The sequence below is a fragment of the Clostridium coskatii genome, from assembly GCF_001675205.1.
Taxonomy (GTDB): domain Bacteria; phylum Bacillota; class Clostridia; order Clostridiales; family Clostridiaceae; genus Clostridium_B; species Clostridium_B ljungdahlii.
Map to the genome: position 1 here is coordinate 20,732 of NZ_LROR01000058.1, position 26,469 is coordinate 47,200.

At 31.6% G+C, this 26,469-nt stretch carries 19 protein-coding genes and 1 pseudogene; 11 read left to right on the plus strand and 9 right to left on the minus strand.

Features of this window, described 5'->3' with window-relative positions:
* Positions 1–44 precede the first annotated feature (44 nt).
* The 3 genes and pseudogenes from CLCOS_RS14985 to CLCOS_RS14995 all read right to left on the minus strand — a co-directional run bounded on the left by CLCOS_RS14985 (position 45) and on the right by CLCOS_RS14995 (position 2,481).
* Complete coding sequence (locus CLCOS_RS14985; protein WP_063602173.1) at positions 45–1,256, minus strand: methyl-accepting chemotaxis protein; 1,212 nt, start codon at positions 1,254–1,256, stop codon at positions 45–47.
* Between the two features lie 177 nt (positions 1,257–1,433).
* Positions 1,434–1,556 (minus strand): annotated as a pseudogene (locus tag CLCOS_RS22840) (methylcobamide--CoM methyltransferase); the annotation flags it as partial.
* A 28-nt stretch (positions 1,557–1,584) separates the two neighbouring features.
* Complete coding sequence (locus CLCOS_RS14995; protein ID WP_063602175.1) at positions 1,585–2,481, minus strand: LysR family transcriptional regulator; 897 nt, start codon at positions 2,479–2,481, stop codon at positions 1,585–1,587.
* Between the two features lie 209 nt (positions 2,482–2,690).
* Between CLCOS_RS14995 and CLCOS_RS15000 the strand changes: the two genes are divergently transcribed.
* Positions 2,691–3,917 (plus strand): MFS transporter, encoded by a 1,227-nt coding sequence (locus tag CLCOS_RS15000; protein ID WP_063602176.1) that lies wholly within the window; start codon positions 2,691–2,693, stop codon positions 3,915–3,917.
* A gap of 145 nt (positions 3,918–4,062) precedes the next feature.
* Complete coding sequence (locus CLCOS_RS15005) at positions 4,063–5,433, plus strand: 8-oxoguanine deaminase (protein WP_063602177.1); 1,371 nt, start codon at positions 4,063–4,065, stop codon at positions 5,431–5,433.
* A gap of 197 nt (positions 5,434–5,630) precedes the next feature.
* Here CLCOS_RS15005 and CLCOS_RS15010 read toward each other — a convergent pair whose 3' ends face one another.
* The 3 genes from CLCOS_RS15010 to CLCOS_RS15020 form a co-directional block, all read right to left on the minus strand.
* On the minus strand, positions 5,631–6,638 hold the full coding sequence (locus CLCOS_RS15010; RefSeq protein WP_013239691.1) for an aldo/keto reductase: 1,008 nt from the start codon (positions 6,636–6,638) through the stop codon (positions 5,631–5,633).
* 134 nt (positions 6,639–6,772) lie between these two features.
* Complete coding sequence (locus tag CLCOS_RS15015) at positions 6,773–7,324, minus strand: N-acetyltransferase family protein (RefSeq protein WP_430392618.1); 552 nt, start codon at positions 7,322–7,324, stop codon at positions 6,773–6,775.
* A gap of 80 nt (positions 7,325–7,404) precedes the next feature.
* On the minus strand, positions 7,405–9,120 hold the full coding sequence (locus CLCOS_RS15020; RefSeq protein WP_063602179.1) for a methyl-accepting chemotaxis protein: 1,716 nt from the start codon (positions 9,118–9,120) through the stop codon (positions 7,405–7,407).
* A 394-nt stretch (positions 9,121–9,514) separates the two neighbouring features.
* On the opposite strand from CLCOS_RS15020, the gene CLCOS_RS15025 reads away from it, so the two are divergent.
* Positions 9,515–9,703: a hypothetical protein gene (locus tag CLCOS_RS15025; protein ID WP_242867004.1), complete on the plus strand. Its 189-nt coding sequence runs from the start codon at positions 9,515–9,517 to the stop codon at positions 9,701–9,703.
* A gap of 159 nt (positions 9,704–9,862) precedes the next feature.
* Here CLCOS_RS15025 and CLCOS_RS15030 read toward each other — a convergent pair whose 3' ends face one another.
* On the minus strand, positions 9,863–10,618 hold the full coding sequence (locus CLCOS_RS15030; protein ID WP_063602181.1) for a YoaP domain-containing protein: 756 nt from the start codon (positions 10,616–10,618) through the stop codon (positions 9,863–9,865).
* A gap of 236 nt (positions 10,619–10,854) precedes the next feature.
* On the opposite strand from CLCOS_RS15030, the gene CLCOS_RS15035 reads away from it, so the two are divergent.
* Complete coding sequence (locus CLCOS_RS15035) at positions 10,855–11,688, plus strand: methyl-accepting chemotaxis protein (protein ID WP_013239697.1); 834 nt, start codon at positions 10,855–10,857, stop codon at positions 11,686–11,688.
* Positions 11,689–11,953: 265 nt separating this feature from the next.
* Here CLCOS_RS15035 and CLCOS_RS15040 read toward each other — a convergent pair whose 3' ends face one another.
* A complete protein-coding gene (locus tag CLCOS_RS15040; RefSeq protein ID WP_013239698.1) occupies positions 11,954–13,120 on the minus strand; it encodes a phosphoglycerate dehydrogenase in 1,167 nt (388 codons plus the stop codon).
* A gap of 567 nt (positions 13,121–13,687) precedes the next feature.
* On the opposite strand from CLCOS_RS15040, the gene CLCOS_RS15045 reads away from it, so the two are divergent.
* The 6 genes from CLCOS_RS15045 (at position 13,688) to CLCOS_RS15070 (ending at position 21,038) form a co-directional block, all read left to right on the plus strand.
* Entirely contained in the window at positions 13,688–14,338 is a 651-nt protein-coding gene (locus CLCOS_RS15045; protein ID WP_063602182.1) for a GTP pyrophosphokinase, read from the plus strand.
* Between the two features lie 179 nt (positions 14,339–14,517).
* Positions 14,518–15,192: a response regulator transcription factor gene (locus CLCOS_RS15050; RefSeq protein ID WP_063602183.1), complete on the plus strand. Its 675-nt coding sequence runs from the start codon at positions 14,518–14,520 to the stop codon at positions 15,190–15,192.
* A 26-nt stretch (positions 15,193–15,218) separates the two neighbouring features.
* A complete protein-coding gene (locus CLCOS_RS15055; protein ID WP_242867005.1) occupies positions 15,219–16,418 on the plus strand; it encodes a sensor histidine kinase in 1,200 nt (399 codons plus the stop codon).
* A 138-nt stretch (positions 16,419–16,556) separates the two neighbouring features.
* Positions 16,557–19,301, plus strand: a complete 2,745-nt coding sequence (locus CLCOS_RS15060; protein ID WP_082853610.1) for an EAL domain-containing protein — start codon at positions 16,557–16,559, stop codon at positions 19,299–19,301.
* A gap of 220 nt (positions 19,302–19,521) precedes the next feature.
* Positions 19,522–19,902, plus strand: a complete 381-nt coding sequence (locus tag CLCOS_RS15065; RefSeq protein ID WP_275507179.1) for a GlcG/HbpS family heme-binding protein — start codon at positions 19,522–19,524, stop codon at positions 19,900–19,902.
* A 227-nt stretch (positions 19,903–20,129) separates the two neighbouring features.
* Positions 20,130–21,038 (plus strand): GGDEF domain-containing protein, encoded by a 909-nt coding sequence (locus CLCOS_RS15070; protein WP_063602186.1) that lies wholly within the window; start codon positions 20,130–20,132, stop codon positions 21,036–21,038.
* A 125-nt stretch (positions 21,039–21,163) separates the two neighbouring features.
* Here the strand turns inward: CLCOS_RS15070 and polC are convergent, their stop codons facing one another.
* Entirely contained in the window at positions 21,164–25,513 is a 4,350-nt protein-coding gene (gene polC, locus CLCOS_RS15075) for a DNA polymerase III subunit alpha (RefSeq protein WP_063602187.1), read from the minus strand.
* Positions 25,514–25,802: 289 nt separating this feature from the next.
* Here polC and CLCOS_RS15080 point away from each other — a divergent pair, with 289 nt between their 5' ends.
* Positions 25,803–26,465 carry a Type 1 glutamine amidotransferase-like domain-containing protein gene (locus CLCOS_RS15080; RefSeq protein WP_063602188.1) on the plus strand — a complete coding sequence of 221 codons (663 nt, stop codon included), beginning with the start codon at positions 25,803–25,805 and terminating at the stop codon, positions 26,463–26,465.
* The last annotated feature ends 4 nt before the right edge of the window (positions 26,466–26,469 follow it).

Here is a 26,469-nt window from a genome sequence, read left to right on the forward strand (position 1 = left end):
GTGCTGACTTTGTAAATCCACTTGGAAAGTTTAATCCATTGATTTTACACTGTTACTAATTCACTAGCAATACTGCTTATAGCTTCATCCACAGAAGAAAGTCTCTTCTTTTCTTCAATTATTTGTTCAGAGGCTGAAACAGAATACGAAGCTGTATTGTTCACTGATTCAGCTACATTTTTCATGCAAGTAGATATTTTCTCCGATTGCTCCGACTGTATACTTGATTTTTCAGCTATGTACTCAATTCTTTTATCTACTTTTTCAATTTCCTCAGTTATTCCCATTATTCTTTCGAGTGTCCTTTCGGAGGCGTCTACACCATCTTTAATTCTTTCTTCGGACACCGTAATTGCTTTTAATATATTACCTGTTTCCTGGCCTATTTGTTGTACAAGAGTATTAATATCCATTGTTGCAGTCTTTGACTGCTCTGAAAGTTTCTTTACCTGATCCGCTACTACTGCAAAGCCTTTACCCTGTTCACCTGCTCTTGCCGCTTCGATTGCTGCATTCAACGCTAAAAGGTTTGTTTGTTCCGACACCTGATTTATAAGATTGACTATATCTACAATCCTTTTTGTTGAATCATTCAGTCTTGTCATCAGACTAAAAACATTTCCTGATGAATCTGAAATGTCTTTTACTATATCAGTAATATTATTAACTAGTTTCTCTCCACTCTTTGTCTCTTCTTTCATTTTTAGACTCAATGACTTTGTCTCACAAACAACATCATTTATGATTTTTGCGGATTTCATCAAGTCATCAACATCTCCTAAAACTTCTTCTAATGTTGATGAATTCTCCTGAGCATTAGCTGAAATACCACTAAGTTGAGAAGATGCACTTTCCATGCTAACTTTAGCTTCTTCAAATGCATGTGTAAGATTCTTAAGCAAATTACTAAGGTCATATTCCTTCTCAAGAGATTTTGCAAAACCCACTGCACCGATACATTTTCCATCTTCATCTCTTACAGGAAAGGTTACAGCCTTGAAAGGAAAACCATAAACATGTTCTGGTACTATTTGGCAGACTATTCTATTTTCACTTACTGTCTTATGTAGTGGATCATCTTTTGGCACATCCTCTCCAGTCTTAATGTCTGCAACCATCTTATCTCCAGGAAAATAGCCAAGAAATTTTTGGCTATCCATCAAACAGACCATGACATCTTCCTGTATTATTTCTTTCAAGTTAGGAAGTACCATCAAATAATTTCGATAAATACCTTTTGTCGATGAGAAAATCATAAATAACATACCTCCATTTCTATACATAACTTTTAATAAATATGTTTAATAAATTATATCACAGATTAAACCATTTATTTTGAGTAAAAACTATTTAATTCTATAATTTTCGACAGAATTATACTCTTATATGTATATTACTTAGCTGATTCCAAAATAACATCTGTAAAATTCAAATAATGAAAACTCTCTAAATTGTTTTGGACTTATAAGACTAGTGGATGAAACTGGATCTGCAAATCCAATAGATACACCTAACTTAGACACTTCATCTATATATCTATTATTACATTCTGCTATATAACTACTACCCCAGGGGTGCAAATACCTATCCTTGTTTTGAAACTAAAGCTTCTTTTGTAATTTTAATGAACTCATGACATGCCTTTGTTATATAATCTCCTTTTCTATAAGCCACAGCAAGTATGAAGTTTATGTCATCTATTAAAAAATAGTTCTTGTAATTGTTTGTGTTAAAAAACCTTATTACACTTTCTGGGACTAAGGTAAAGCCCATACCTGCATTTGCAAGATTATATGCAGTATCAATATTTCTAGTTTCAATAAGAATATTAGGTTCAAATTGTGCACGTTTAAACAATTCATCTGCAATAAATCTTATTCTATGCCCTGGTTTTATTAGGATGAATTTTTCATTCTTTAAGCAGGTGAAGTCGAACTTTTGCCTTTTTTCAAGCTCTGCATTATATCCAGGAGGAGCTATTAGAAATACCCTTTCAATTGATATAGGTTCATATACTATACGACTATCTTGTGTTGGTAAATGCATAATGGCAATATCAATTTTTCCTACTATTAGTAGTTCTTCTAACTGTCTTGCAGAATGTCCTTCAATAACAATTTCTACATTCGGAAATTTTTTATAAAATTTAGGTAGAACCAAAGGTAAAATATACCTTTCTGTAGGGACTGGAATACCAATTGTAATACGCCCTTTTTTTGAATCTGATATATCATAAAGTTCCTTCATTAAACGTTTTTTTGAATTAAGAATATTTTTAGCTGTTTCAATGTATTTTTCTCCTGCAAAAGTTAAAGTAAGAGGGCTTGTAGATCTATCAAATAGTTTTACTTCTAATTGTTTTTCCAATCTCATAATATACTCACTTAAAGATGGTTGTGATATATAAAGTTTTTTTGCGGCTTTAGAGAAGCTCTTTTCTTCTGCTATAGCTATTACATATTCTAATTGATGAAAATCCATAGTAATAAAATCCTCTCTTTATATGAATTTTAACTCATTAAATTAAACCATTATAGCATTATCCTATCAATTATATAACATTAATAGTATTATTCAAATAACATTATTGAATTTATAATAGACTAAGAGTATTAATAAAAAGTATACAGAGAGTCCCGTATATTTAGTTTTTACTGAAAAATTTGATGCAGTATAAGAGGTAATATATCATGAAACTAATATCAAAATTAAACAGTACATTTTCTGCTCTTAAGCATAGAAATTTTAGATATTTTTGGACAGGGCAGTGCATTTCATTAATGGGCACATGGATACAAAGAACAGCACAAGCATGGCTTGTATATAGTATTACAAAGTCAGCATTTCTTTTAGGATTATTGGGAGTTTTTCAATTTGGACCTGTATTTTTATTTTCACTGTTTATTGGCGTTTTTATAGATAGATTTTCCAAGAAAAAACTGCTTATATTAACTCAGGTTATTTTTATGGTACAATCACTTGTATTAGCTTATTTAGTATGGATACATGTGGTTAAATATTGGCACATTGCTGTACTTGCAGTGATTTTTGGATTTGCCCAAACTATTGATTTACCAGTAAGACAATCATTTTACGTTGAACTCGTAGGAAAAGAGGATTTAATGAATGCAATCTCTTTAAATTCTACAGTTATTAATTTGGCAAAGATTGTTGGACCTTCTATTGCTGGTATCTTGATGGTGAAACTCGGTACTACTACCTGTTTCTTTATTAATGGAATAAGTTTTATACCTGTTATTTATGGAATATGTAGAATAAAAGTTAAAGAGAATAAGTTAAAGAAAAATAATCAGAATGTAATAAAAGAAATTAAAGATGGTATTAAATACATAACAGACAATGATATTTTAAAATTTACAGTTCTACTTATGATTATAGTATGTGTGTTTTCAGCAAATTCGGAAGTTATAATACCGGTATTCACAAGTGAAATACTAAAAATGGGTGCAAAAGAGTACAGCTTTCTTTTATCAGCATTTGGTGTGGGAGCCTTAAGCGGTGCAATTTTTATGGTACTAAGAAGTAAGCATGGACTTAGCAAAACCATACAAATTGGAGATGCAATATTAATATCAATAGTTCAAATATTTACATACTTTTTTAGGCAATATTATATAGTTGCTATTTTGATAGTGTTTATAGGATTTTTCTATCTGACATTTTTAAATATGTCAAATTCTATCTTGCAGCTTAATATAACAAATGAGTATAGGGGACGAGTTATGAGCATATATTCTTTAGTTACTTCAGGTTCTGCTCCTATTGGGAATTCATTTGCAGGTGCCGTTATGCAGCAGGCAGGTGCAGGCTTTGGATATTTTACATGTGGTATATTTACACTACTACTAACAATTGCTTTATTAATCATGAAAAGCAAATCCAAGAATAGAATTTAAATAGTAAAAAGCTATACAAGTATTCATAAAATCGGTAATATAATATTAGAAGAAAAACAACTTTATATTTAAATCAGTGTCGAGTTAACCACTTTGAATATACTCATTCAAAGCGGTTTTTTTGTTTTCTAAGGGGGATTTTATTATGGAAGCATTACTTTTAAAAAATATTGGAACTGTAGTAACATTTAATGACAAAGATGAAATACTTGAAAATGTAGACATATTAGTAAAAGGTCCAAAAATCACTTCAATAGGTAAGAAACTTAGTGTACCTGATAAGACAGACATAATAGATTGTACCAATCTTGTAGCTTTGCCTGGATTTGTAAATACCCATCACCATTTATATCAAACCTTATTTAGAGGAATAAAAGAAGTTCAAGAAAAACCACTTTTCCCATGGCTTATTGGATTGTACGAGTTTTGGAAAAACATAACTCCCAACGCAGTATATTATGGTGCTTTAGTTGGTTTTAGTGAACTATTAAGAACCGGATGCACCTTAACTTCAGATCATCACTATGTGTTTCCAAACAATCAGCCTCAAACTTTAATAGATGATGAAATTAAAGCAGCAAAAGAAATAGGAATTCGTTTTACTGCCACAAGAGGTTCCATGTCTTTAGGACGGGACCAGGGAGGACTTCCTCCAATGACAGTTGTTCAAGAGGAAGATAAAATATTAGAGGATAGTGATAGACTTATAAGCAAGTATCATGATGTAAATGATTATGCAATGACAAGAATCGCACTAGCACCCTGCTCACCATTTTCAGTTACGAAAGAGTTAATGCTTGAAACGAAGGATTTAGCTAGAAAAAAAGGGGTTATGATGCATACTCACCTTGCAGAAACGCTGGATGAAGAGAATTTTTGCATTGAAAAATACGGGAGAAGACCTTTTGAACTTATGGAGGAACTTGAATGGGTTGGCTCTGATGTTTGGTATGCACATGGTATATATCTTAGTGATGCAGAAATAGATAGATTAAACGGAACAGGTATTGCACACTGTCCTTCATCCAATATGAAACTCAGCAGTGGAATCTGCAGGACTTCTGATATTGTTCGAAAAGGTGGAAAAATAAGTATAGGGGTTGACGGAAGTGCTAGCAATGATGGTTCTAATATGTGGGAGGAAATTAGACGTGCCTATCTTCTAAATCATTTAAAGTATGGAACAAAAGGACTTAATGCTTATGAAATGTTAAAGATTGCAACAAGAGGTGGTGCAGATGTGCTTGGAAGAACTGATACTGGAAGGCTAGATAGAGAAAAAGCTGCAGATATAATATTATTTGATCTTAGTGGAGTTGAATATGCAGGATGCCATGATCCACTTGTTTCGCTAGTATGCCTTGGAAACTCAAGTTATACAAAAATGACCATTGTTAACGGAAAAATAGTTTCAATAGATGGAAAACTTATTACCATGAATACAGATGAAATAGCAAAAAACGCCCATAAAATTGCTCAAGATATAGTTAAACATGAAAGAGAAAATAATCTGTAAGGCAAGGAACACCGATTAATAATAAACTTTGCTATAAGTATAATACAAAAGTTACTAACGAAACTCACAAATTCATTGGATTTGTAAGATTTAAGGAGGTAGAACCCTTAAATAGAATTCCTATCTGCGGAACCTGCCTCCTTGTCTGATAAAAAATATCCGTCGCATCTTTGACTTGCTATTTTCTTTCAAATGCCTTATAAAAAGGTCTTGTAGTCATCGTAATTCTTTTTTAAAAGTTCCGGAGTGTTTAAGCCATATGGACATTTGCTCATACACTTGTTACAGTGAATACAATCCTCTATTTTTTTCATCTTCTCCTGCCATTCTTCTGATAAGTAAACATTCTGCGGTGCCCGTCGGAGAAGAAGACTCATCCTTGCACAATCATTAATTTGAATCCCAGCAGAACAGGGCATACAGTACCCACATCCACGGCAGAAATCTCCTGATAATTCTTTTCTGTCATGTTCAATCTGTTTTTTCATATTCTCTGTCAAAACTGGTGGATTATCATTATAGGACAAGAATTCATCTAGTTCACTCTCACGCTGTATACCCCAAATTGGAGCAACATGTTGAAACTGTGCAAGATATGCATATGCCATGGCAGAGTTTGTAATAAGTCCTCCTGATAAAGCTTTCATTGCAATAAAACCCATATTATTTTTCTTGCATGCTTCCACAATTTCTATATCTGCATTGCTTGCAAGATAAGAGAATGGGAATTGCAGCGTATCATATAAATTTGATTCTATTGCCTCTTTTGCTACTGCCAATCTGTGATTTGTAATTCCAATAAAACGAATTTTTCCCTGTTTCTTTGCCTCAATCATTGCATCATAAAGTCCCGATTCATCGCCAGGTTTTGGACAAAACGCAGGATTATGAAACTGATAGATATCAATATAATTTGTCTGAAGATTTTTAAGACTCTGCTCTAAATCCTTCCAAAAATCATTCGCATTTTGTGCTGCTGTTTTTGTGCTTATAGTAATCCTATCTCTTATGTAAGAAAAGGCAGCTCCAAGCTTTTCCTCACTGTCTGAATACGCTCTTGCAGTATCAAAATAATTGATACCATTATAAAATGCCTTCTGCAATAAGTATACGGCATCTTTCTTTGAAATACGCTGTATTGGAAGTGCCCCAAATCCATTTTTGCTTACAACTAGTCCAGTTTTTCCTAATGTTACAGTTTGCATATTATCGTCACCCTCCTTAAAACCCTAGATAATATTATACACTATTACTAATAAAATATTATGATTGATTTTCCAATACATCATTTAGAAGTTCTTTAAATGTAGTATTGTATTTGCTGAAAACCAAAATAAAATCACTGCAAGTCTGATATTGGAATAACTGGTTTTGGATTTTCAGAATGCTCTCCAATAATTTTCTCCATCCAAATCATATCATACCAGTTTCCAAACTTGTATCCACACTTTGTAAAATGTGCAACTTTCCTGTATCCTAAATGCTCATGAAAATACATACTGGCATTTGTAAGATATGCATTATCGGTAGTTGTATAGGCTATACACGCATTCAAGTTAATGATATTTTGTCTCTTTAATATTTTTTCCAAAGCTAAATACAATTTTTTTCCTACACCTTTACCTCGACAGTCCTGACTTAAATATATAGTAGTTTCAACAGCCCAATCATATGCAACTCGTTCCTTAAATGATGAAACATATGCATAACCAATAATCTGATTGTTATCTACCGCTACTATGTATGGATATTTTTTTAATATGTTATTAATTCTCTCAGTAAATTCTTCAATAGATGGAACATCATATTCAAAAGAGATTGCACTATTCCTAACATAAGGCTCATATATATCCAAAATTTCTTTTGCATCTGCTTTAGTTGCCATACGCATTGTAACATTTGTCACCGCTTTACCTTCTCTCATAAAATATTAATTTGCAATAACGATCATACCAAACCTTCCACCCATAATTATAATTTAAACCTTTGTACAAGTTCATTAAGTTTCTGAGCACTGCATGCCTGAATTTGTGATGTTTTAGCCGCCTGTTCAATTCCCTGTGTAGTTTCATTTATACTTTCTTTTATCACAAATGCATCTTCTGAAGATTTCTGAGCTACTTCTGCCATATTCTGTGCTGCTTCACTCACCTGATTCATGGTTGCAGTAAGTTCTTGTGACATAGCCGCAATTTCTTCCGACGTTTTACTTACAAATTCAGCCTCACTATAATATTGATTGCCCATATTTCCAAAAGCTTTAAATTCTTTACCTACATCTTTATATACAAAATCCAATATATCATTGCTGTTCAATGACAGGTTTTTAAATGCTTCATGTACCTTTGAAATAGTGTCCTGAATACCAGTTGTTGCTTCTGAAGACTGCTCCGCAAGATTTCTTACTTCATCTGCAACTACAGCAAATCCCTTCCCTTTTTCTCCAGCTCTTGCTGCTTCTATTGCTGCATTTAATGCAAGTAAATTTGTCTGCTCCGCTATACTCGATATCGTATCAGCCATAATTTTTATGTTTTCTACTACTTTACCATCTTCAATTGCCTTCAATGTTTTTTCTCTTTTTTCATTATAGACTTTTGTTGTTTGTTCGATTGCCCTGTTACCACTTTTCTGTACGGTTAAAGCATGCTCTTTTGACTGGTTTGCACTATTACTTCCATCTAAAGATTTTTGTGAAAGCTCACTTATACTCGAATTTACCTCCTGAATAGATGCTGTAATTTCTTCAGTAGATGCACTTGTTTCTTGTGCTCCAGATGCAATATCGTCCACAGCATTTTGCATGTTTTCAGTTTTAGAATAAAGCTCCTCAACAGTAGCAGATAATTCTTCGCTGGCTGCACTCATATCCTGAGAATCTTCCATTATATTCTCAATAAGATTTTTTATATTGTCTCTAGCATTTGTAAGCGCAACTACAGTTTCTCCAAATTCGTCTTTTCTAGCCATTGAAGATTTATATGATAAATCATATTTCTCTAATTTATGTGCAAAATTAAGTATGTCATGAAGTACCTTGTTTATGTCATTTGATGTAAGCAATCCTATCAATATCGCAAGGCCAAATCCAAAAATTACCAATATAGTCATTATTACACTTGACATATTATATAATTTTATATCGTCTTGATTATCGTTTTTTGCATAATTGAGATTTAAGTTTATTAAATCATTTAAACTTTTAGACATATTTTCTCTCATAGGTGTAGCTTTATTTAGCAATTCACTTTCTGCAGATTCGTAATCCTTTTTTGATGAAAAATTATTGATATTTTTAACTTCATCATTATAACTTTTCAATTGACTTTTAAATGTTTCCCACGCACTCTTTTGTGAAGTATCCATTTGAAATGTATCAAAAGTTTTAATATATTCCGCATTATTGCTTTCTTTTTCATTTATATCTTTTTCAGCATCTTGCCTTTTTGTATCGCTCTTTTGATAAACCATTTTTAAAGTATCTGACCTTATATCAGATAAATTCCTATTCATATCGGACAACTTATAAACAATCTGCATATTTTGATTATACATGTTTTGGGAATTATTCGAAACCTTCTTTAAAGATATTGTTCCTACTATTCCTACAATTAAAATCAATGTAGCTACAATTAAATAGGAAATAAGTAATCTTACTTTTACTCTTACATTTTTCAATAAGTTCATTAGAGACCCTCCTCATATTAAACAAAATGAATATTTTGTATAGAAAATAATATATTCATGCCTATTTGCTATTTTTTTATTTTGATATTATTCCATAAACTGAAAATTATGACATATATTATTCCATTTTATTTAAAATAATAGTAATATTTTGATATTTTTTTTATAATCAACGGATTTTACTTAATAATATGTTATAATATGTTATAATTTATTAGTCAAAATATTCATAATGTATAGTTATTTTAAAAAAGGGATTTAATTAGCTGATAATAGATTAAACATAGTCTATTTATTTTTAGAAGTAAAAAATTTTCAAAAATTACATTAAGAAAATTACTATACAGCTGATTCCATTGAATGTGTTTCTGGACTTACTTTCAATGCAGCACAATTGTGGGCAGACCGCGGAGAAGAACAGGTTGTTGAAAATACTCGTGAAGTTTACCCTGGCCTTTATGTATCCGGTATGGCTGCTAATGCAACTTTTGGTGGTCAAAGAATGGGACCAATTTTGGGTGGTATGTTAATTTCAGGACAGAAAGTTGCCCAGGAGTTAATAAAGAAAATTAAAAATTGTTAACATATGGACATGCATAGGTTAATTAATTTATTTGATATTTAAAATAAAAATGTATCCTGCAGGATAGACACAGAAATGATATCGTGTATAATCTTACAGGGTACTCTTATCTGATGACTACCTACTGTAACACTCCCACTAAGTAAGATTCATTAATATTTAGTCAATAACCTTAGATATCATTTTCTCAAATGTCTTATCAGATAAGATTTCATTTGTAACAAATTCGCCATTATAAAACAAACTATATGTAGTAAATGGTGCTGGAGACATTCTTGCTTCTTTAGTTGATTCAAATCGGATTGATTTAAAGGCAATTTTTTTCTCCGAAGCAACCTTTTCAATAATAGGCACATACTTTGCAGTAAATGGACACTGATTTGAATAATACAAAACAAAACCTTGTTCTTTAATTGAAGGTACTTTTATATGCTTCATAAAACATGGTTTAGGTGCATTTTGACTAAATGGGAAATAAAATAATTCATAGAAAGGCTCTGAAGTATCAGCCAATTGAAATTTCTTATATTTTAAATACTTAGGATCTGAAATATAGGGAATTTTCTTTTTAGCAGACAATATGACTAACCCTAATTTTCCTTTTTCCCTGCTATCAGAAATACAGGCATTCAAAAGTTCATTTGAATATCCTTTCCCTTTAAATCGCCCTGATACCCACAGGCAGTCAATAAACATATAACCCTTTGCCTCAATAGGACACCATGCATTTTCTGATGGCACATATTCTATAAAACACTTTCCCCTGACATTTCCTTTTAAAAATACCAGCCCTTCTTTAAAACGTTTCTTCAGCCATTCTTTTTTTGAAACAACCTGGCAATCTTTATTGCTTGAAATTGCACAGCAAATATGTTCTTCATCTATGTTTTCTTCCGTAACCTTTACTAATTCCATTTTAGCACCTTCCTATGTTTTATTTTACCATACAATATATCAAAAATAACATGACAACTGCATGTCATGTTTGATAATTATATTTCTATAAGTTCATATTTTCTGCACAATCAAGAGTATAACTTGATCTATAGTAAATGGAAATATATACTATTTATTAAAAGTAGAAAATCGCCCTAAATTGTGATATATTGTTAATAAAATATTTCACAAAATTATGAGAGAAGGAATTATAAATGGAAAAAATTTTTCAATCATTGATTAATACTGCACCAGTCATAAGTGAAGCACTTGAGGGAAATACAGTTATCACAATTTGGGACAAAGAAAAATGTATATATGCTCTAGACAGTAAAAATAAAAAATCTACTGTAAAAGTCGGTGACAAATCCGATATGAATCTCATGAAAAATACTGGTGCCAATGATACCATTTTTAATAAAAAAGAAACATTTAGAGCTGTATTTAATAAAAATGAACATGGTATAGATGCTAAAGTTACCATAATTCCCGCAATTAATAAAGATGGCCAAGTTGTCGGAGTATTAATTTTATCAACAGATATAGAAGACCTCATAAAAATTAAAAAGTCCACATCAGAATTAAAGAGTTCTCTTCAAGAAACAACCTCAAGTATATCAGAAATTACTAACGATGCTGTTAAATTGTCTGAAAAATTAAATTATATTATAGAAAATACTGAAGTAACAAAAAAACTAATAACCGAAAGCAATGAGGCTATTAACTTAATTGAAAGCATATCAAAACAATCTAATCTTCTTGGACTTAATGCTGCAATAGAGTCTTCAAGAGCTGGAGAATACGGAAAGGGTTTCTCCGTAGTAGCAGGAGAAATGAGAAAATTGGCATCAAATAGTAGTGAATCTTCCAAAAAGATCTCTTCAGCACTTGTTGAGATGAACAACAATATGAAAGTAATAATAGATACTATAAATGAACTAGGCCAAATAGCCACAACTCAAGCCGCTTCATTAGAAGAAGTATCTGCAACAATAACACAAATCACTGAAAATTCACAGATATTGGTTGATAATATGAAGTTAAATTAATATGAGTTGAAAAACCTAAGTTTACTTTTTCTCAATTTTGTGATTAACTAATAATGCATCGCCTTTGTATGGTATAAGGCGATGCATTATATATAAAATACAGTATGCTGTCCTTTTATCCGATGACTACCTGCTCTAATACTCCCACTTCTCCAAGCGGTCGTAAAGAGCAGCTGCGTCCCTGGATAACGATTTCTAAGCATCAGGTGGAGTCAAAACTCCATCTGATGCCAAGAACTCTGTTTATCCGATGACTACAGCATAACTATCTAATAATTCTTACCATCACAACCCCATCGATTGCCTTAATTTTTTCCAATACTTCGGAAGTTACATTACCATCAACATCTATTATATTATATGCAATTTTTCCCTTATGACTATTTAACAGACTGGCAATATTTATTTCATTTTGTGCTAATATAGTTGTTACCTGTCCAACCATATTAGGAACATTGATATTTCCAACTAAAAGTCTTATGTGACCTTTGTACTCTAGATCACAATTTGGGAAATTTACTGAATTTTTAATAGTACCTCTTTCAAGAAAATTTCTAAGTTCCTCTACCGCCATAGCTGCACAATTTTCCTCTGACTCAGGCGTTGAAGCTCCTAAATGAGGAATTGTAATAATATTATCATTTCCTATTAATTCATCCTCCGGAAAATCTGTAACATAGCAACTTACAGTGCCATCTTCTATTGCTTCAAGTAAATCTTTATTTACAACTAGTCCACCTCTTGCTATATTTATTATTTTCATACCTTTTTTCATAATTGCAAACTTTTCTTTATTAATCATACCTTTTGTATTATTATTTAATGGAACATGAATAGTAATATAATCTGCTTCAGCAAGTAAGTTATCAAAATTCGTCTCTTTTTCTACCTTTCGAGAAAGATTCCATGCTGAATCTACAGATATGTATGGATCATACCCTATTACCTCCATACCAAGTGCAAGTGCATCATTGGCAACTGCTGCACCTATAGCACCCAGCCCTATAATTCCCAGCTTTTTTCCTTTAATTTCCGGGCCTTGAAACTGGCTTTTTGATTTCTCCACTAACTTTACAACATCTTCACCTTTTCCTTTAAGAGACTTAGTCCAATTTATTCCTCTATATATCTTTCTTGAAGAAAGAAAGAGAGATGCTAAAACTAACTCTTTAACACCATTTGCATTAGCTCCTGGGGTATTAAATACAACAATTCCATTTTCAGAACATTTGTCTATTGGTATATTATTAACTCCAGCTCCTGCCCTTGCAATTGCTTTAAGACTTTGAGGAAGTTCGGCATTAAGTAAATTGAAACTTCTAAGAAGAATTCCGTCTGGATTATCGAAATTTTCCCCAATCTCATATAAATCATTTGGCATTGTATTAAGTTTTTCTTGTGAAATGTTATTGTACTTCTGAATTTTAAACATTTAATTGCCCCCTATATCGTTTATCTGATGGCTTCCTATTGTAACACTCTCACTAAGTAAGATTCATTAATAGAAAATAGCTTGACCATTTGTCAGATTTATTATTATATTATCAAAATTCAAGCATTTGGGCAACTCTACTATAATACAAATGATGAATTATTTACTCAACTTTCACAGTTTAAAAATATTACGAAGCGAAGCTTCTCAAGTTAAGAATTAATAATGAAAAATTAATAGTGAAGGATGATTTTTAGATGTCGCAAAAAATCTTTAAATTTATATAAAATAGCAATGTTTTGCCTTAGAAAACGAGTGATGAAAAGCTTAATCAAAGATTTTTTGTAGTATAACGAAAAAAAATCTACATTAACTATTAATTCTTCACTCTTAACTATTAACTAAAAAAGTTGCTTCGCAATTTTTTTATATTAAGTCAAAATTTTATATGTACGAAAGTTGAGTTATTTATTTATACTACTATAAATTTAACCTATATTTAAGGTTACAATGTTATCTTTTATATTAGAAATTGAAAATAACTATTTCAGCAAGGAGGAATACATAATGCAGCAGTCTAAATATGACATTAAATGTAAAACGCTGTTACCTGAACATGAATTCTATAAAGAATCTTATATACTATTAGAAGGAACAATTATTGAAGTTATCTCCAGATTGGATATTATTCGAAAATACAAAGTAGCAAAGCAATGTAAAGATCCCATTGAGCACTGTAAGGCCAGAATTAAGTCAGCTAAAAGCATGAAAGAAAAGTTGGTGCGAAAAAATTTACCTGTTACGGTGGAGAGTGCTTTAAAGGAAATCCATGATGCAGCTGGTATCCGTGTTATCTGTCCATTCTTAGATGATATTTATTGGATTGTAAACATGCTAAAGAACCAGCAGGATATTAAGATTATTAAGGAAAAGGACTATATTCACAATCCGAAACCCAATGGCTATCGTAGTTATCATATGATTTTACAAGTACCATTACATCTAGAAAACCGGGTTGAAATGGTGTACTGTGAGATTCAAATACGTACTATTGCAATGGATTGTTGGGCAAGTTTAGAGCACCAGTTAAAATACAAAAAAAACATTTCTAATGAGAAGATGATTATTAATGAATTAAAACGGTGTGCAGATGAAATTGCTTCAACAGATTTAAATTTGCAGACTATTTCAGATATGATAAATGAAATACAATATTAGGGATTTTCAAAGAAATAACCAGTCAGTATGCTAGCCTATTTTTTATCATACTGCGTCGGTAGAACCCTTAGATAGGATTCACTATCTGCGGAACCTACCTCCTTGTCTGATAAAAAATATCCGTCGCATCTTTGACTTGTTAGTTTCTTTCAAATCCCTTAAGATGGAGAAGATATATTATGAGAGTTTTACTTGCGGAAGATGAAAAAGAATTGTCAAATGCATTGGCTGCCATTTTAAAACATAACAATTATTCAGTGGATGCTGTGTATGATGGAGCAGACGCTTTAAAATGTGGATTATACAAAAGTTATGATGTGATTATCTTAGATATTATGATGCCAAAGATGAATGGACTTGAAACATTGGGAAATTTAAGGAAAGAAGGAATACATACACCGATTTTGATGCTTACTGCAAAGGCTGAGATTGAAGACCGAATTCTTGGACTAAATACAGGAGCAGATGATTATTTGAGCAAACCTTTTGCTATGGGTGAATTGCTGGCCAGAGTTCATGCTATGACCAGACGAAAGAGTGAATTTACACCAAGCTTAATTAAAGTAGGAAATATTAGCCTCAACAAAGAAAACTATGAATTATCAAGTAAAAAATCCTCTCTAAGACTTGGCAACAAAGAATTTCAGATGCTTGAGATGCTAATGAATAATCCAAAATGTTTGATTTCCACAGAACAGTTTATGGAACGAATTTGGGGATATGATGAGGAAGCTGAAATCAATGTGGTGTTGGTATACATTTCTTACCTGCGTAAAAAGTTGTCATCTTTAGGTGCTAATGTAAAAATTAATTCAGGGAGGGATTCCTTCTATATATTGGAGGAGATTAAATGATTAAAAAATTACAGAGAAAATTCATTATGATTACAATGGGTTCACTGGCTTTGGTTGTATTCATTCTCCTTGGCTCCATTAATATAGTTAACCTTTACCAGATAGATCGTAAAATAAATGGTGCCCTTAGAATTCTTTCAGAAAATCAGGGAAAATTTCCAATATATAAAAAAGGAAAACTGCCACCTAATGAGCAAAGATTTGGTTTTCAAATGAATGCAGAAACTCAGTTTGAAACACGGTATTTTGTAGTAAAGGTCAATAAAGATGGCAGTATCCGAGAAATTGATACAAACCATATTGCTGCTGTTTCTTCAGCCGATGCATCAGGATATGCCAATAAAGTACTACATGGGGGTAAAACTAGTGGATATAGTGACATCTATAAATATATAGTAGTAAATAAACCGGATGGTCTAATGCTTGTATTCATGGATTGTAGAAGTCAGATCCAGATAGCTACTTTATTTTTACTAACTTCTTGTGGAGTTGCACTAATAACCCTTTTGCTTGTGTTTATCCTTGTGTCTATTTTTTCTAAAAAAGCGATTAATCCTATTATTGAAAATATGGAGAGACAAAAGCAATTTATTACTGATGCAGGACACGAGATCAAGACGCCACTTGCAATTATTTCAGCTAATGCAGATGTGCTGGAGCTAACTCACGGTAAAAGCGAATGGATTACAAGTACTCGAAATCAAATTTCCCGTCTTGATAAGCTTATAAAAAATTTACTAACACTCTCAAAGATGGATGAAGGAAATATTACATTGGTGTTTACTGATTTTGATTTGAGTGATTCAGTTTTTGAAACGACAGCTCCATTTGGGACCATTGCAGAAACACAGAATAAAAAGTTTCTAATGGATATTAAGCCAGGAATAAAACTACATGGAGATGAAGATAGTATCCACCAACTCGTTTCTACTCTTGTGGACAATGCTGTGAAGTATACTAATGAAAAAGGAACTATCAAAATTTCTTTATCTGCTGCAAAGAAAAAATCAAAGCTAGAAGTATATAATACAACGGACGAAATTGATAAACAAAACTTAGACAAGTTATTTGACAGATTCTATCGAGCGGACTCCTCAAGATCCAGAGAAACTGGAGGTTATGGAATTGGGCTTTCCATTGCCAAATCCATTGTACAGGCTCATCATGGAAAGATTTCAGTTAGAAGTGAGGATGGAAAATCCATTTGTTTTACTGTTCTAATCTAATTAAAGTATCTATTACTGCTTCTGTAACTTTAAGTCAATGCTTAGAAAGAAAAATTTCCACAAAAAACTTTGAAATTATGTATATTATACCTTAAAATTATGTATATAATATATCAATCATTTTAGAGGAGAATATCAATGTATGGAATTTTATTCGGTATAAGTTTTATAGTTTCTATAACTTTATTAGCTTTTCTGTATAGAATAAGAAATACTGTCATGGGAAAATTATTAATCATAAACACTATACTTGTTTCTTTGTGGCTTTTAATGGAGGTACTTAGCTATTATACAGAAATAGAGAAAGCAGATATCTTATTCCAGAAGATAGAATTTATTAGTACAGTATTTATTTCTCCACTTTACCTGTTAATAATAAATGAATATGCTAATAAAAATAGAAAAAATCTTTACTTTATTTTATTGATTTTTATTATACCAGCATTATCATTATTGTCTTTAACTTCCAACAGCATACCTTATAAATTTATGTCACATGTTAGTATGTCATATATTAGAGGTATTCCCATATTATTGTATGCGCCAAATATTGGATTCTACATTAATCTCATTTATACCTACTGCAGTATTTTAGTAGGATGCTGCATTCTTATGATAAAAGCAATAAAGTCTCCCAAATTATACCGCAGGCAAAGTACATTTATTTTTACAGGTGCAATTGTATCTATCGGAATTAACTTTTTATTTATTAGTGCTAATTTTAAGTCAGTCTTTATAGATGTTACTCCTATTTGCATGCTATTAACATTGATTGTATTATACTTGGGAATGTTTCATATGCCTAAGTTAGTAATAGTGCCAATTGCCAGAGATCTTTTAATAGAAAATATTAAGGACATTGTTATTATAGTAGATTCTTCTAACAAAATAATAGATATCAATCCAGCAGGCATCAAGCTTATAATGTCTTTCAAAAATAAAAAATTTAATATTAAACAAGGTATGAATTTCATAGGAATAAAATTTAATGATCTATTAAAATTTGTACCAGATATAAAACATGTTACTACAGTAAGCGATACAAGCAATGAATATACAATTACTTTTAACTTCAACAATAAAACTTTTTACTATAGAGTATATAAATCTTCTATCTTTGATACAGATAAATCTGAAATTGGCAGATTATTTACCTTTCACAATATAACTAAAATGCAGGAATACACTAATAACCTTAAACAACTAAATGATGAATTATTAATTTCATATAGAATAATCGGCACTGCAATGGAAGGTATATTGATGACAGATGCTTCTGGAAACATTATTAAAGTAAATGATTCTTTTCAGAGAGTATCTGGGTATAAAAAAGATGATTTAATTGGGAAAAATCCTAGAATACTAAAATCCGGGCGTCATGACAAAACCTTCTACTTAAATATGTGGCACAATTTAAGTACTAATGGTTATTGGGAAGGTGAAATCTGGAATAAAAGGAAAAACGGCGAGATATACCCTAAATGGATGTCAATAACCTCTTTAAAAGGATCAGATGGAGCAGTAGAAAATTATATTTCTATATCTACAGACATCAGTAAAATAAAAAAAACAGAAGATAAACTTCACAGTCTTGCCTATTATGATTTATTAACAGGAATACCAAATAGAACTCTCTTCTATGAAAGACTTGAAAGATCACTTATAAGGGCTAATGATAATAAAAAAGCAGTAGCTTTACTTTTTATGGATTTAGATGGTTTTAAAGTTATAAATGATTCTTTAGGTCATGCAGCTGGAGATTTGCTTCTCAAAGAAGTTGCAGCTCGCATTAAATCTAGTATCCGTAAATCTGACACTGTATCAAGGTTAGGAGGGGATGAATTTACCGTAATACTTGAAAATGTAGACAGCCATGAATATGTACAAGCTGTATCAGAAGTTATCATCGATAAAATACTTCTTCCTTATAGTATACTTGGTCGGGAAATAACTTTAGGGGTAAGTATAGGAATAGCATTAGCACCCTATGATGAATCCACTGTTGAAGGATTAATGAGAAAAGCAGATGCTGCAATGTACGATGCAAAGGAATCTGGAAAAGGAAAATATTCTTTTTCTTCAAAAGAAATTGAGAAGAGAAACCAGGAAATTCTCGAAATGCAAATAAGGCTCAATGAAGCACTTCATAACAAGGAATTTAGATTATATCTTCAGCCGCAAACTGCATTTGATGGAAATGAATTTAAAATAGTTGGCGCTGAAGCCCTTATTAGGTGGGAAACAGCAGATGGAAAAATATTTACACCTGATAAATTCATACCTGTATCTGAAAACAATAGAATGATAATACCTATTGGTAATTGGATATTAGAAGAAATTTTTAAAATTGATAGAATACTAAAAAGCAGTGGTATTAATATTAAATTATCCATTAATGTTTCCTCAAAGCAATTTGAAAATAACAATTTAGTTTCAAAAATCAAAGAAATTTTCAAAGAGAATAGTTCTCAAAATATTGATTTAGTAATTGAAATAACAGAGAGTTTTTTGATGCAAAATACTGAGGAAGCAATACAAAACTTGCAGAAAATAAAGGAATTAGGAATCGGTATTTCAATAGATGATTTCGGCACAGGGTTTTCTTCTCTGAGTTATTTAACTCGTTTGCCTGCCGACTATTTAAAAATTGATAAATCCTTCATAGACGATATTGCAAATATAAATCACAAAAATATTACCCCAAGTATTATTTCTATGGCAAAAACTCTTAATCTAAGAACCGTTGCAGAAGGAGTAGAAACTCAAGAACAAATTAACAGATTGATAGATGAAGGATGTGATGAACTGCAAGGGTATTATTTTAGTAAGCCCCTTATTATCAGTGATTTTATCAAATATATAAAGCAATATAATAAAATTTAATTTTCTCCAAGTTATATAGATTGTTAACCCTATAACTTAACTTGTATTCCATATCATAACTAGTTTAGTTTTACAGTTAACTATCTATATATTAACTTAGGACAATTAATATTATACACCGCATGTAGGTTTATTACAATATTAATAAATAATGTGCTTAAACATTATTAATTTTTTAATAATTAAAAGTTTATTATAGTAGTTTTACAATGTAATACAAATTACTACTGCTGCCGAGGCAAAAGCAAATGAAATAAAGGTTCCCATGTATATTACTATTGACGATGCTGATGCAAACTTAATTTCAATTAATAGAATGGCTGGCGCAATTTTAGCTAGTGAAAAAATATCACAGAGTAAAGCATATACTGCCGTTGCACTAAAAATGCCAACTAGTAAACTTACATCTCTCGCTCAGCCAGGATCATCTCTATATGGTATACAAAATAATAGCGATATAATTATTTTTGGTGGAGGTTTCCCTCTACTACTAAATGGTGAGGTTATTGGTTCTATTGGTGTAAGCAGTGGTTCTGTTGACCAAGACATGCAAGTAGCTCAAGCTGCTATGGATGTATACAGTGCAGAATTGAAAAAATAGTTAAAGAAAATAAAATTTTTAAATACAAGAAAAGAAGGCAGCAGCCAGCTATCTTCTTTTTCACTTTCAATTAACTTCTTGTTTAGCAAGTATATAATTGTAATAAAGTAGGTTGCTATTATAGATAGTTTTGTAATTAAAAAAGTTACTGGAGTTTTTTTACTACAGAAAACATAATATTTATGATATGATTGAAAATAATGGACTCTATTTTAGGAGGAAATAATATGGAAAAAGTTAATACAAGTAATAAAAGTATTAGTATGAATACATTAATTAACACCATGTCAATATTTGAGACATTATATGACGTAATTAGGGTAGTAAACCCAGTAAAAAAACAATTATTAGATTTAAAGTTAAACAAGGTTAATGAATTGGAATCTTCTTGTTATAATCTTTGGAGGATGGGAAAAGTATGTAGTAATTGCGTTTCTGGTAGAGCTTATAATGAAAAAGAAACTTTTGTAAAAATAGAGTACACTGGCACAAAAGTCTACATGATCACTGCTATACCAGTTGAAGTTGATGATTTACCAGTAGTTCTTGAACTTCTCAAAGATGTAACTAAAAGTGGAGTCATAGAAAATATAGAAAATAAAGATAGCGACACTATACGCCATGCAGTAAATCATATAAATGAACTAATAGTATTAGATCCTCTTACCCAAGTTTTTAATAAACGATTTATATACGAAAGACTTCCAGCTGACATAATAAAGAGTTTATTAAACAATAAACCATTGTCATTAATAATGGCAGATATAGATTTTTTTAAGAAAGTAAATGACATTTATGGACATGTAGCTGGAGATGAAGTACTTAAAGTAATCGCTTCTATACTTAGTGGTTCTGTTAGAAAAGATGTAGATTGGACAGCCCGTTATGGTGGAGAAGAATTTATAATTTGTTTAAAAAATGCAAGTGAAGATACAGCAGTAAAAGTTGCTGAAAAAATGAGAAAAGCAATAGAAAACACTATAATTAATTATGAAGGTGCCTCTATAAAAGTCACTGCAAGCTTTGGCGTTAAAACATTATTTAATGAGAACCTTAATGAAGAAGATCTAATAAAAGAAGTAGATAAAAAATTATACGAAGCTAAAAATGCTGGAAGAAACAAGGTAATCGCATAATGTGATAGTGTGTCATGTATAAATAATTTTATTCTACACATAATATTGTATGAATTCAACATTAGCCTTCTTCGATTAATTTTTTTACCAGGGATATTTTAAATCCCTGGTTTTTTAATTATCTTTTAAATTACATCAAAAAAGCTTATTTGATCACTTTCTGGAAGGCCTTTTAAGCAGCCAAACTTTTTAAGTAAATCTACAGCAGAATTTCCAATTTTAGCACGTTTCTTTACATCCTCTATAGAGCTGAATTGCTCTTCTCGTGCTGCACTAAATATACTTTCTGCTGCGATATTTCCCATGCCAGATATACTATTTATAGGTGGTCTTAAACCATCTTCCTCTACTATAAATTTGGTAGCATGAGATTTATACAAATCAATTGGTAAGAATTTAAATCCCCTCTCATACATTTCCAGAACTATCTCTAAGTCATCATACATATCCTTATCCTTAGGAGTAGCTTGATTACCCATGACTTGAATTTCTCTCATCTTTTCTATAACCTTTTCTTTTCCAAATATCATAAATTCACTGTCAAAGGCCTTTGCTCTAATAGTAAAATATGCTGCATAATAAGCCTTTGGTATGTGAACCTTAAACCAGGCTATTCTAAATGCCATCATTACATAAGCTGCAGCATGAGCTTTAGGAAACATATATTTTATCTTTTTACAGGAATCTATGTACCATTCTGGTACTTTATGTTCTCTCATTAAAGCTTCATACTCTGCCCATTTTTCAGGCTGCTTCGATACTTTTCCTTTACGTACCAGCTCCATTATCTTAAATGCACTATTTGGCGGCAGACCTTTTTTGATAAGATAAATCATAATATCATCCCTGGTACATATTGCTTCACTTAATGTAACTATTCCATCATCAATTAAGTCCTTTGCATTTCCAAGCCACACATCGGTACCATGAGAAAGTCCTGATATACATATTAAATCAGAAAATGCTTTTGGCATTGTATCTACAAGCATTCCCCTTACAAACTTAGTACCAAATTCAGGAATACCAAAGGTTCCTACCTTAGAATTTATCTGTTCTGGTGTTACTCCTAGAGCTTCTGTAGATGAAAATATAGACATAGTCTCCTTATCATCCATCGGTATCTCATGGGGATTCACCCCAGTTATATCCTGCAGCATTCTTATAACTGTTGGATCATCGTGTCCAAGTATATCAAGCTTCAATAAGTTCTGGTCAATAGAGTGATAATCAAAATGTGTGGTTATAATATCTGAATTAGGATCGTCTGCAGGATGCTGTACAGGGCAAAATTCAAAGATTTCACGCCCCTTTGGCACAACTATAATTCCTCCCGGATGCTGTCCAGTGGTTCTTTTTATACCTGTACAACCTGCTGAGATTCTTGTTATTTCTGCCTTGTTTACTGGAATATTCTTTTCATCAAAGTACTTTTTTACGTATCCAAAAGCCGTCTTTTCTGCTATAGTACCTATAGTTCCAGCTTTAAAGGTTGTGCCTTTTCCAAAAATAACCTCTGTATATTTATGAGCCTTTGCCTGATATTCTCCTGAAAAGTTTAAATCTATATCTGGCTCCTTATCTCCATTGAAGCCTAAAAAGGTTTCAAAAGGTATATCTATACCATCCTTAGCTAGCTTTTCTCCACAAACAGGACACACTTTATCCGGTAAGTCAAATCCATTTTTAACACCGTAATCTGAAAAGTCCGAATACTTGCATTTAGGACACCTATAATGAGGCGGCAGAGAATTTACTTCCGTTATACCGGTCATATTTGCTACAAAAGAGGAACCAACAGATCCTCTAGAACCTACTAGATAGCCATCTTCATTTGATTTCCATACTAGCTTTTGAGCAATAATATACATTACAGAAAATCCATTTTTTATAATAGATTCCAGCTCCCTGTCCAGCCTGGACTGAACAATTTCTGGAAGTGGATCTCCATACAGTTCATGGGCCTTCTCATACGCAATGTCCTTAATAGTCTGTTCACAGCCATCTATATGGGGCGGACATTTCTCCGGTGAAATAGGACTAATTGGATCGCACATATCTGATATCTTATTGGTATTTGTAACTACCACCTCGTAGGCCTTTTCTTTTCCCAAATAGGAAAATTCCTCAAGCATCTCCTCTGTAGTTTTTAAATACAATGGAGCCTGATTATCTGCATCCTTAAATCCCTGTCCTGCTTCCAGTATACGTCTGTATATCTCATCCTCCGGGTCCATGAAGTGAACATCTCCTGTAGCAACTACAAGTTTATTTAACTTTTCTCCCAGGGCTACAATTTTTTTATTAATTTCCTCTAGATATTCTTTACCAGGTACCTGCTCTGTCCTTACTAAATAGTCATTATTTCCTAGAGGCTGAATCTCCAAATAATCGTATCCTTTTGCTAATTCTTCAATTTCCTCATCGGATTTTCCAAGTAGTATTGCTTGATACAATTCACCTTCACTACAGGCACTACCAAGAATTAAGCCCTCAGAATATTTTTTATACAGGCTCTTTAATATACGGGGTTTTTTATAAAAATAATCCAAATGAGAATAAGATACCAGCTTATATAAATTCTTTAATCCCACATAATCCTTTGCTAGTATTATTGCATGGTAAGTTTTAAGCTTTTTATACTCTTCCTTTTTAGCTGCCTCATCACGGCCGTATATATCTATATCTTTAAGGTTTTCTGCTCCCCTTTCTTTTAGCTTTTCAAGCATTACATTAAACACCTTAACAGTAGTTGCCACATCATCCAAAGCTCTATGGGCAACTTCCACCTTTATACCAAGGTTTTTAGCAATTCTCCCTAATTTATAGGTTTTAAAATCAGGGAAGACCTCCTGTGCTAAGGACAAAGTATCTACATATGTAAAATCAAAGTCACACCCTAAAATTCTGGCATTATGCTTTAAAAATCCCACATCAAATTCAGCATTATGTGCAACCAAAACACTATCCTTTATAAAATCTAGCATTTTAGGAAATACCTGCTCTATGGTTTCTGCATTTCTTACCATATCATCAGTTATATTTGTAACCTCTACAACTCTTAACGGAATTGGCTTTTCAGGATTTACAAAAGTGCTGAATGTGTCTATTACCTTTCCATCCTTGATTTTCATGATTCCTATTTCAGTAATTTTTTCTGTTACTGGCGAAAATCCTGTGGTTTCCAAATCCAATACACAATAGGTGGTATCAATACTCTGTCCTTTAGGATTTGTTACAGATGGCTTTTTATCTGGTGCCAGATAGGCCTCAACTCCATATATAATCTTCATATCTGGATTATCTCTTCCTAAAAGTTTATGTGCTTCAGGAAAAGCCTGAACTACTCCATGATCTGTTATAGCAATTGATTTCATGCCCCAGCTCATAGCTCTTTTAATTAAATCAGTAGCACTAGTCATAGCATCCATCTGGCTCATTTGCGTATGCATATGAAGTTCTACCCTCTTTACCTCAGATTTATCTTGCCGCTGAACTTTATTCATGCCTTCTGTTTCAATTATAGTATTGGCAATAATCTCAATTTCCTGAGAAAACTTGCTATATCCTGAGTTTCCAGAAAGCCTAATACCCTTAGCCTTTTTAAGTCTTGATAATACCTCACTGTCTTCACCGGGCTTGCAAAATACCTTACAGGTCATAGAACTTGAACCATCATACAAGTCAAAGGAAATTAGTATTTTTCCACTTCGGAGTTCCTTTGATTCCATATTGGATATTTCGCCCTGTATAGCTATTCTACCCTCATCTGGTGTAATGTCAGTAATTTTTACTACAGGCTCCCTAATACTACTACTTCTGCCAAATATCAAAAATGGATTATTAGCCTTTTTCCTATGAGTTTCTGTTTTCATTTCCTGATTTTTTTCTAAAGGCTTATTGGGCAATTTAGAAACATTATTGCTTCGTATAGCATTAATTTCCTCCTTAATAAACAGCATTTCACTTTCACGTTTATCCTCTTCAAACTTTATTAATTCTTTACTTCCTAATTTATCAACAAAATTTATTTTATATTCTGTACCATACATACTTTTTATAGCCTTAGAGATCTTTTTATCATAATTCATAGATTTTAAAAATTCTGATACTGAAATTTTTAAATTAAAATTTATGGTATTTTCATTCACTTCATATTCACTATTATTTAAGAGTACTGCTCTCAAAGCAGGATGCTTATCTGCTACCAAAAATATAATATTTTTTAATTCATCTTCTATGGGTTTTTTATCCGTATCTTTAGCATACTTTACAGCAATTTTAGAATTCTTTAGTGAAAATCTTTCTCTTATAAATTTATTAAGGCGCTGGATTTCTTTTATTTCAATATACTTATCTGAGTTAATTTTCATTTCTAAAGTTTTAGTTTTTTTACTTAAGGCTACAGATTCTACAATGGCAGCACTTATGTTACCTTCTGTTTCATAATCACTAAAAATTTCATTTATTCTTTTCATACTACTTTTTAACCTTCTCCCCAAAATTTTTAGTATGCTACTATTATATAGGATAATCTTATGCATTGTCATGTAGAGAAAAAGTGTATATAACACCGTTTATCCATTTTCACTACTTTCTTGCAATTATATTATATCCTATCTAAATAGGAAGTTATCATAATTTTATTGTTCCTTTCATCAAAATGAACTTACCTCAGAATTATGATAAGCTTAAAATATCTTCAATATGATATAATATCTACAATAGAATTATGTTTATATTAAAAATTAGTGAGGAGAAATACTAATGGTAAATATGTTGTTTAGCTTATATAATTTTAATGATACTTGGGGGAAAGATGCAGTATCAAAATATATAAATTGTAGTAATAAGGTTCTAATAATTCCATTTTCTTTTAGTGAAAACATAAAAAACAATGTGGATTGGCAAAATGAGTTTGGCAAAGATAATGGCGATCATTATAAATCCATCATAAAACCTTTTTTAAGCTACGGAATCAAGAAAAAAAATATAAACTGCATAAATTATTTTGAAGATACAAAGGAAAATGCAAAAAACAAAATAAAAAATAGTGATATACTATTTTTTACTGGAGGTCTTCCTGATAAAATGATGTACCGTTTAAAGGAGTTTGATTTAGTAAATGAAATTGAAAACTTTACCGGAACAATTATTGGCAGTAGTGCTGGAGCAATGATTCAGATAAAAGAGTATCATATCACTCCCGATGAAGATTACGACACATTCTCATATAATAAAGGATTAAATTTCATTAAAGATTTTGACATTGAAGTTCATTATAAAGGAACAGAAGTACAAAAAAACTATATAAATAAAGTACTAAATGAAAAAACAGATACAGTATATGCAATTAAAAATACCGGCGGAATAATTGTTGATAATAATTCAATTAAATTATTGGGAGACACGCAGACATTTAGTAGATAATTTA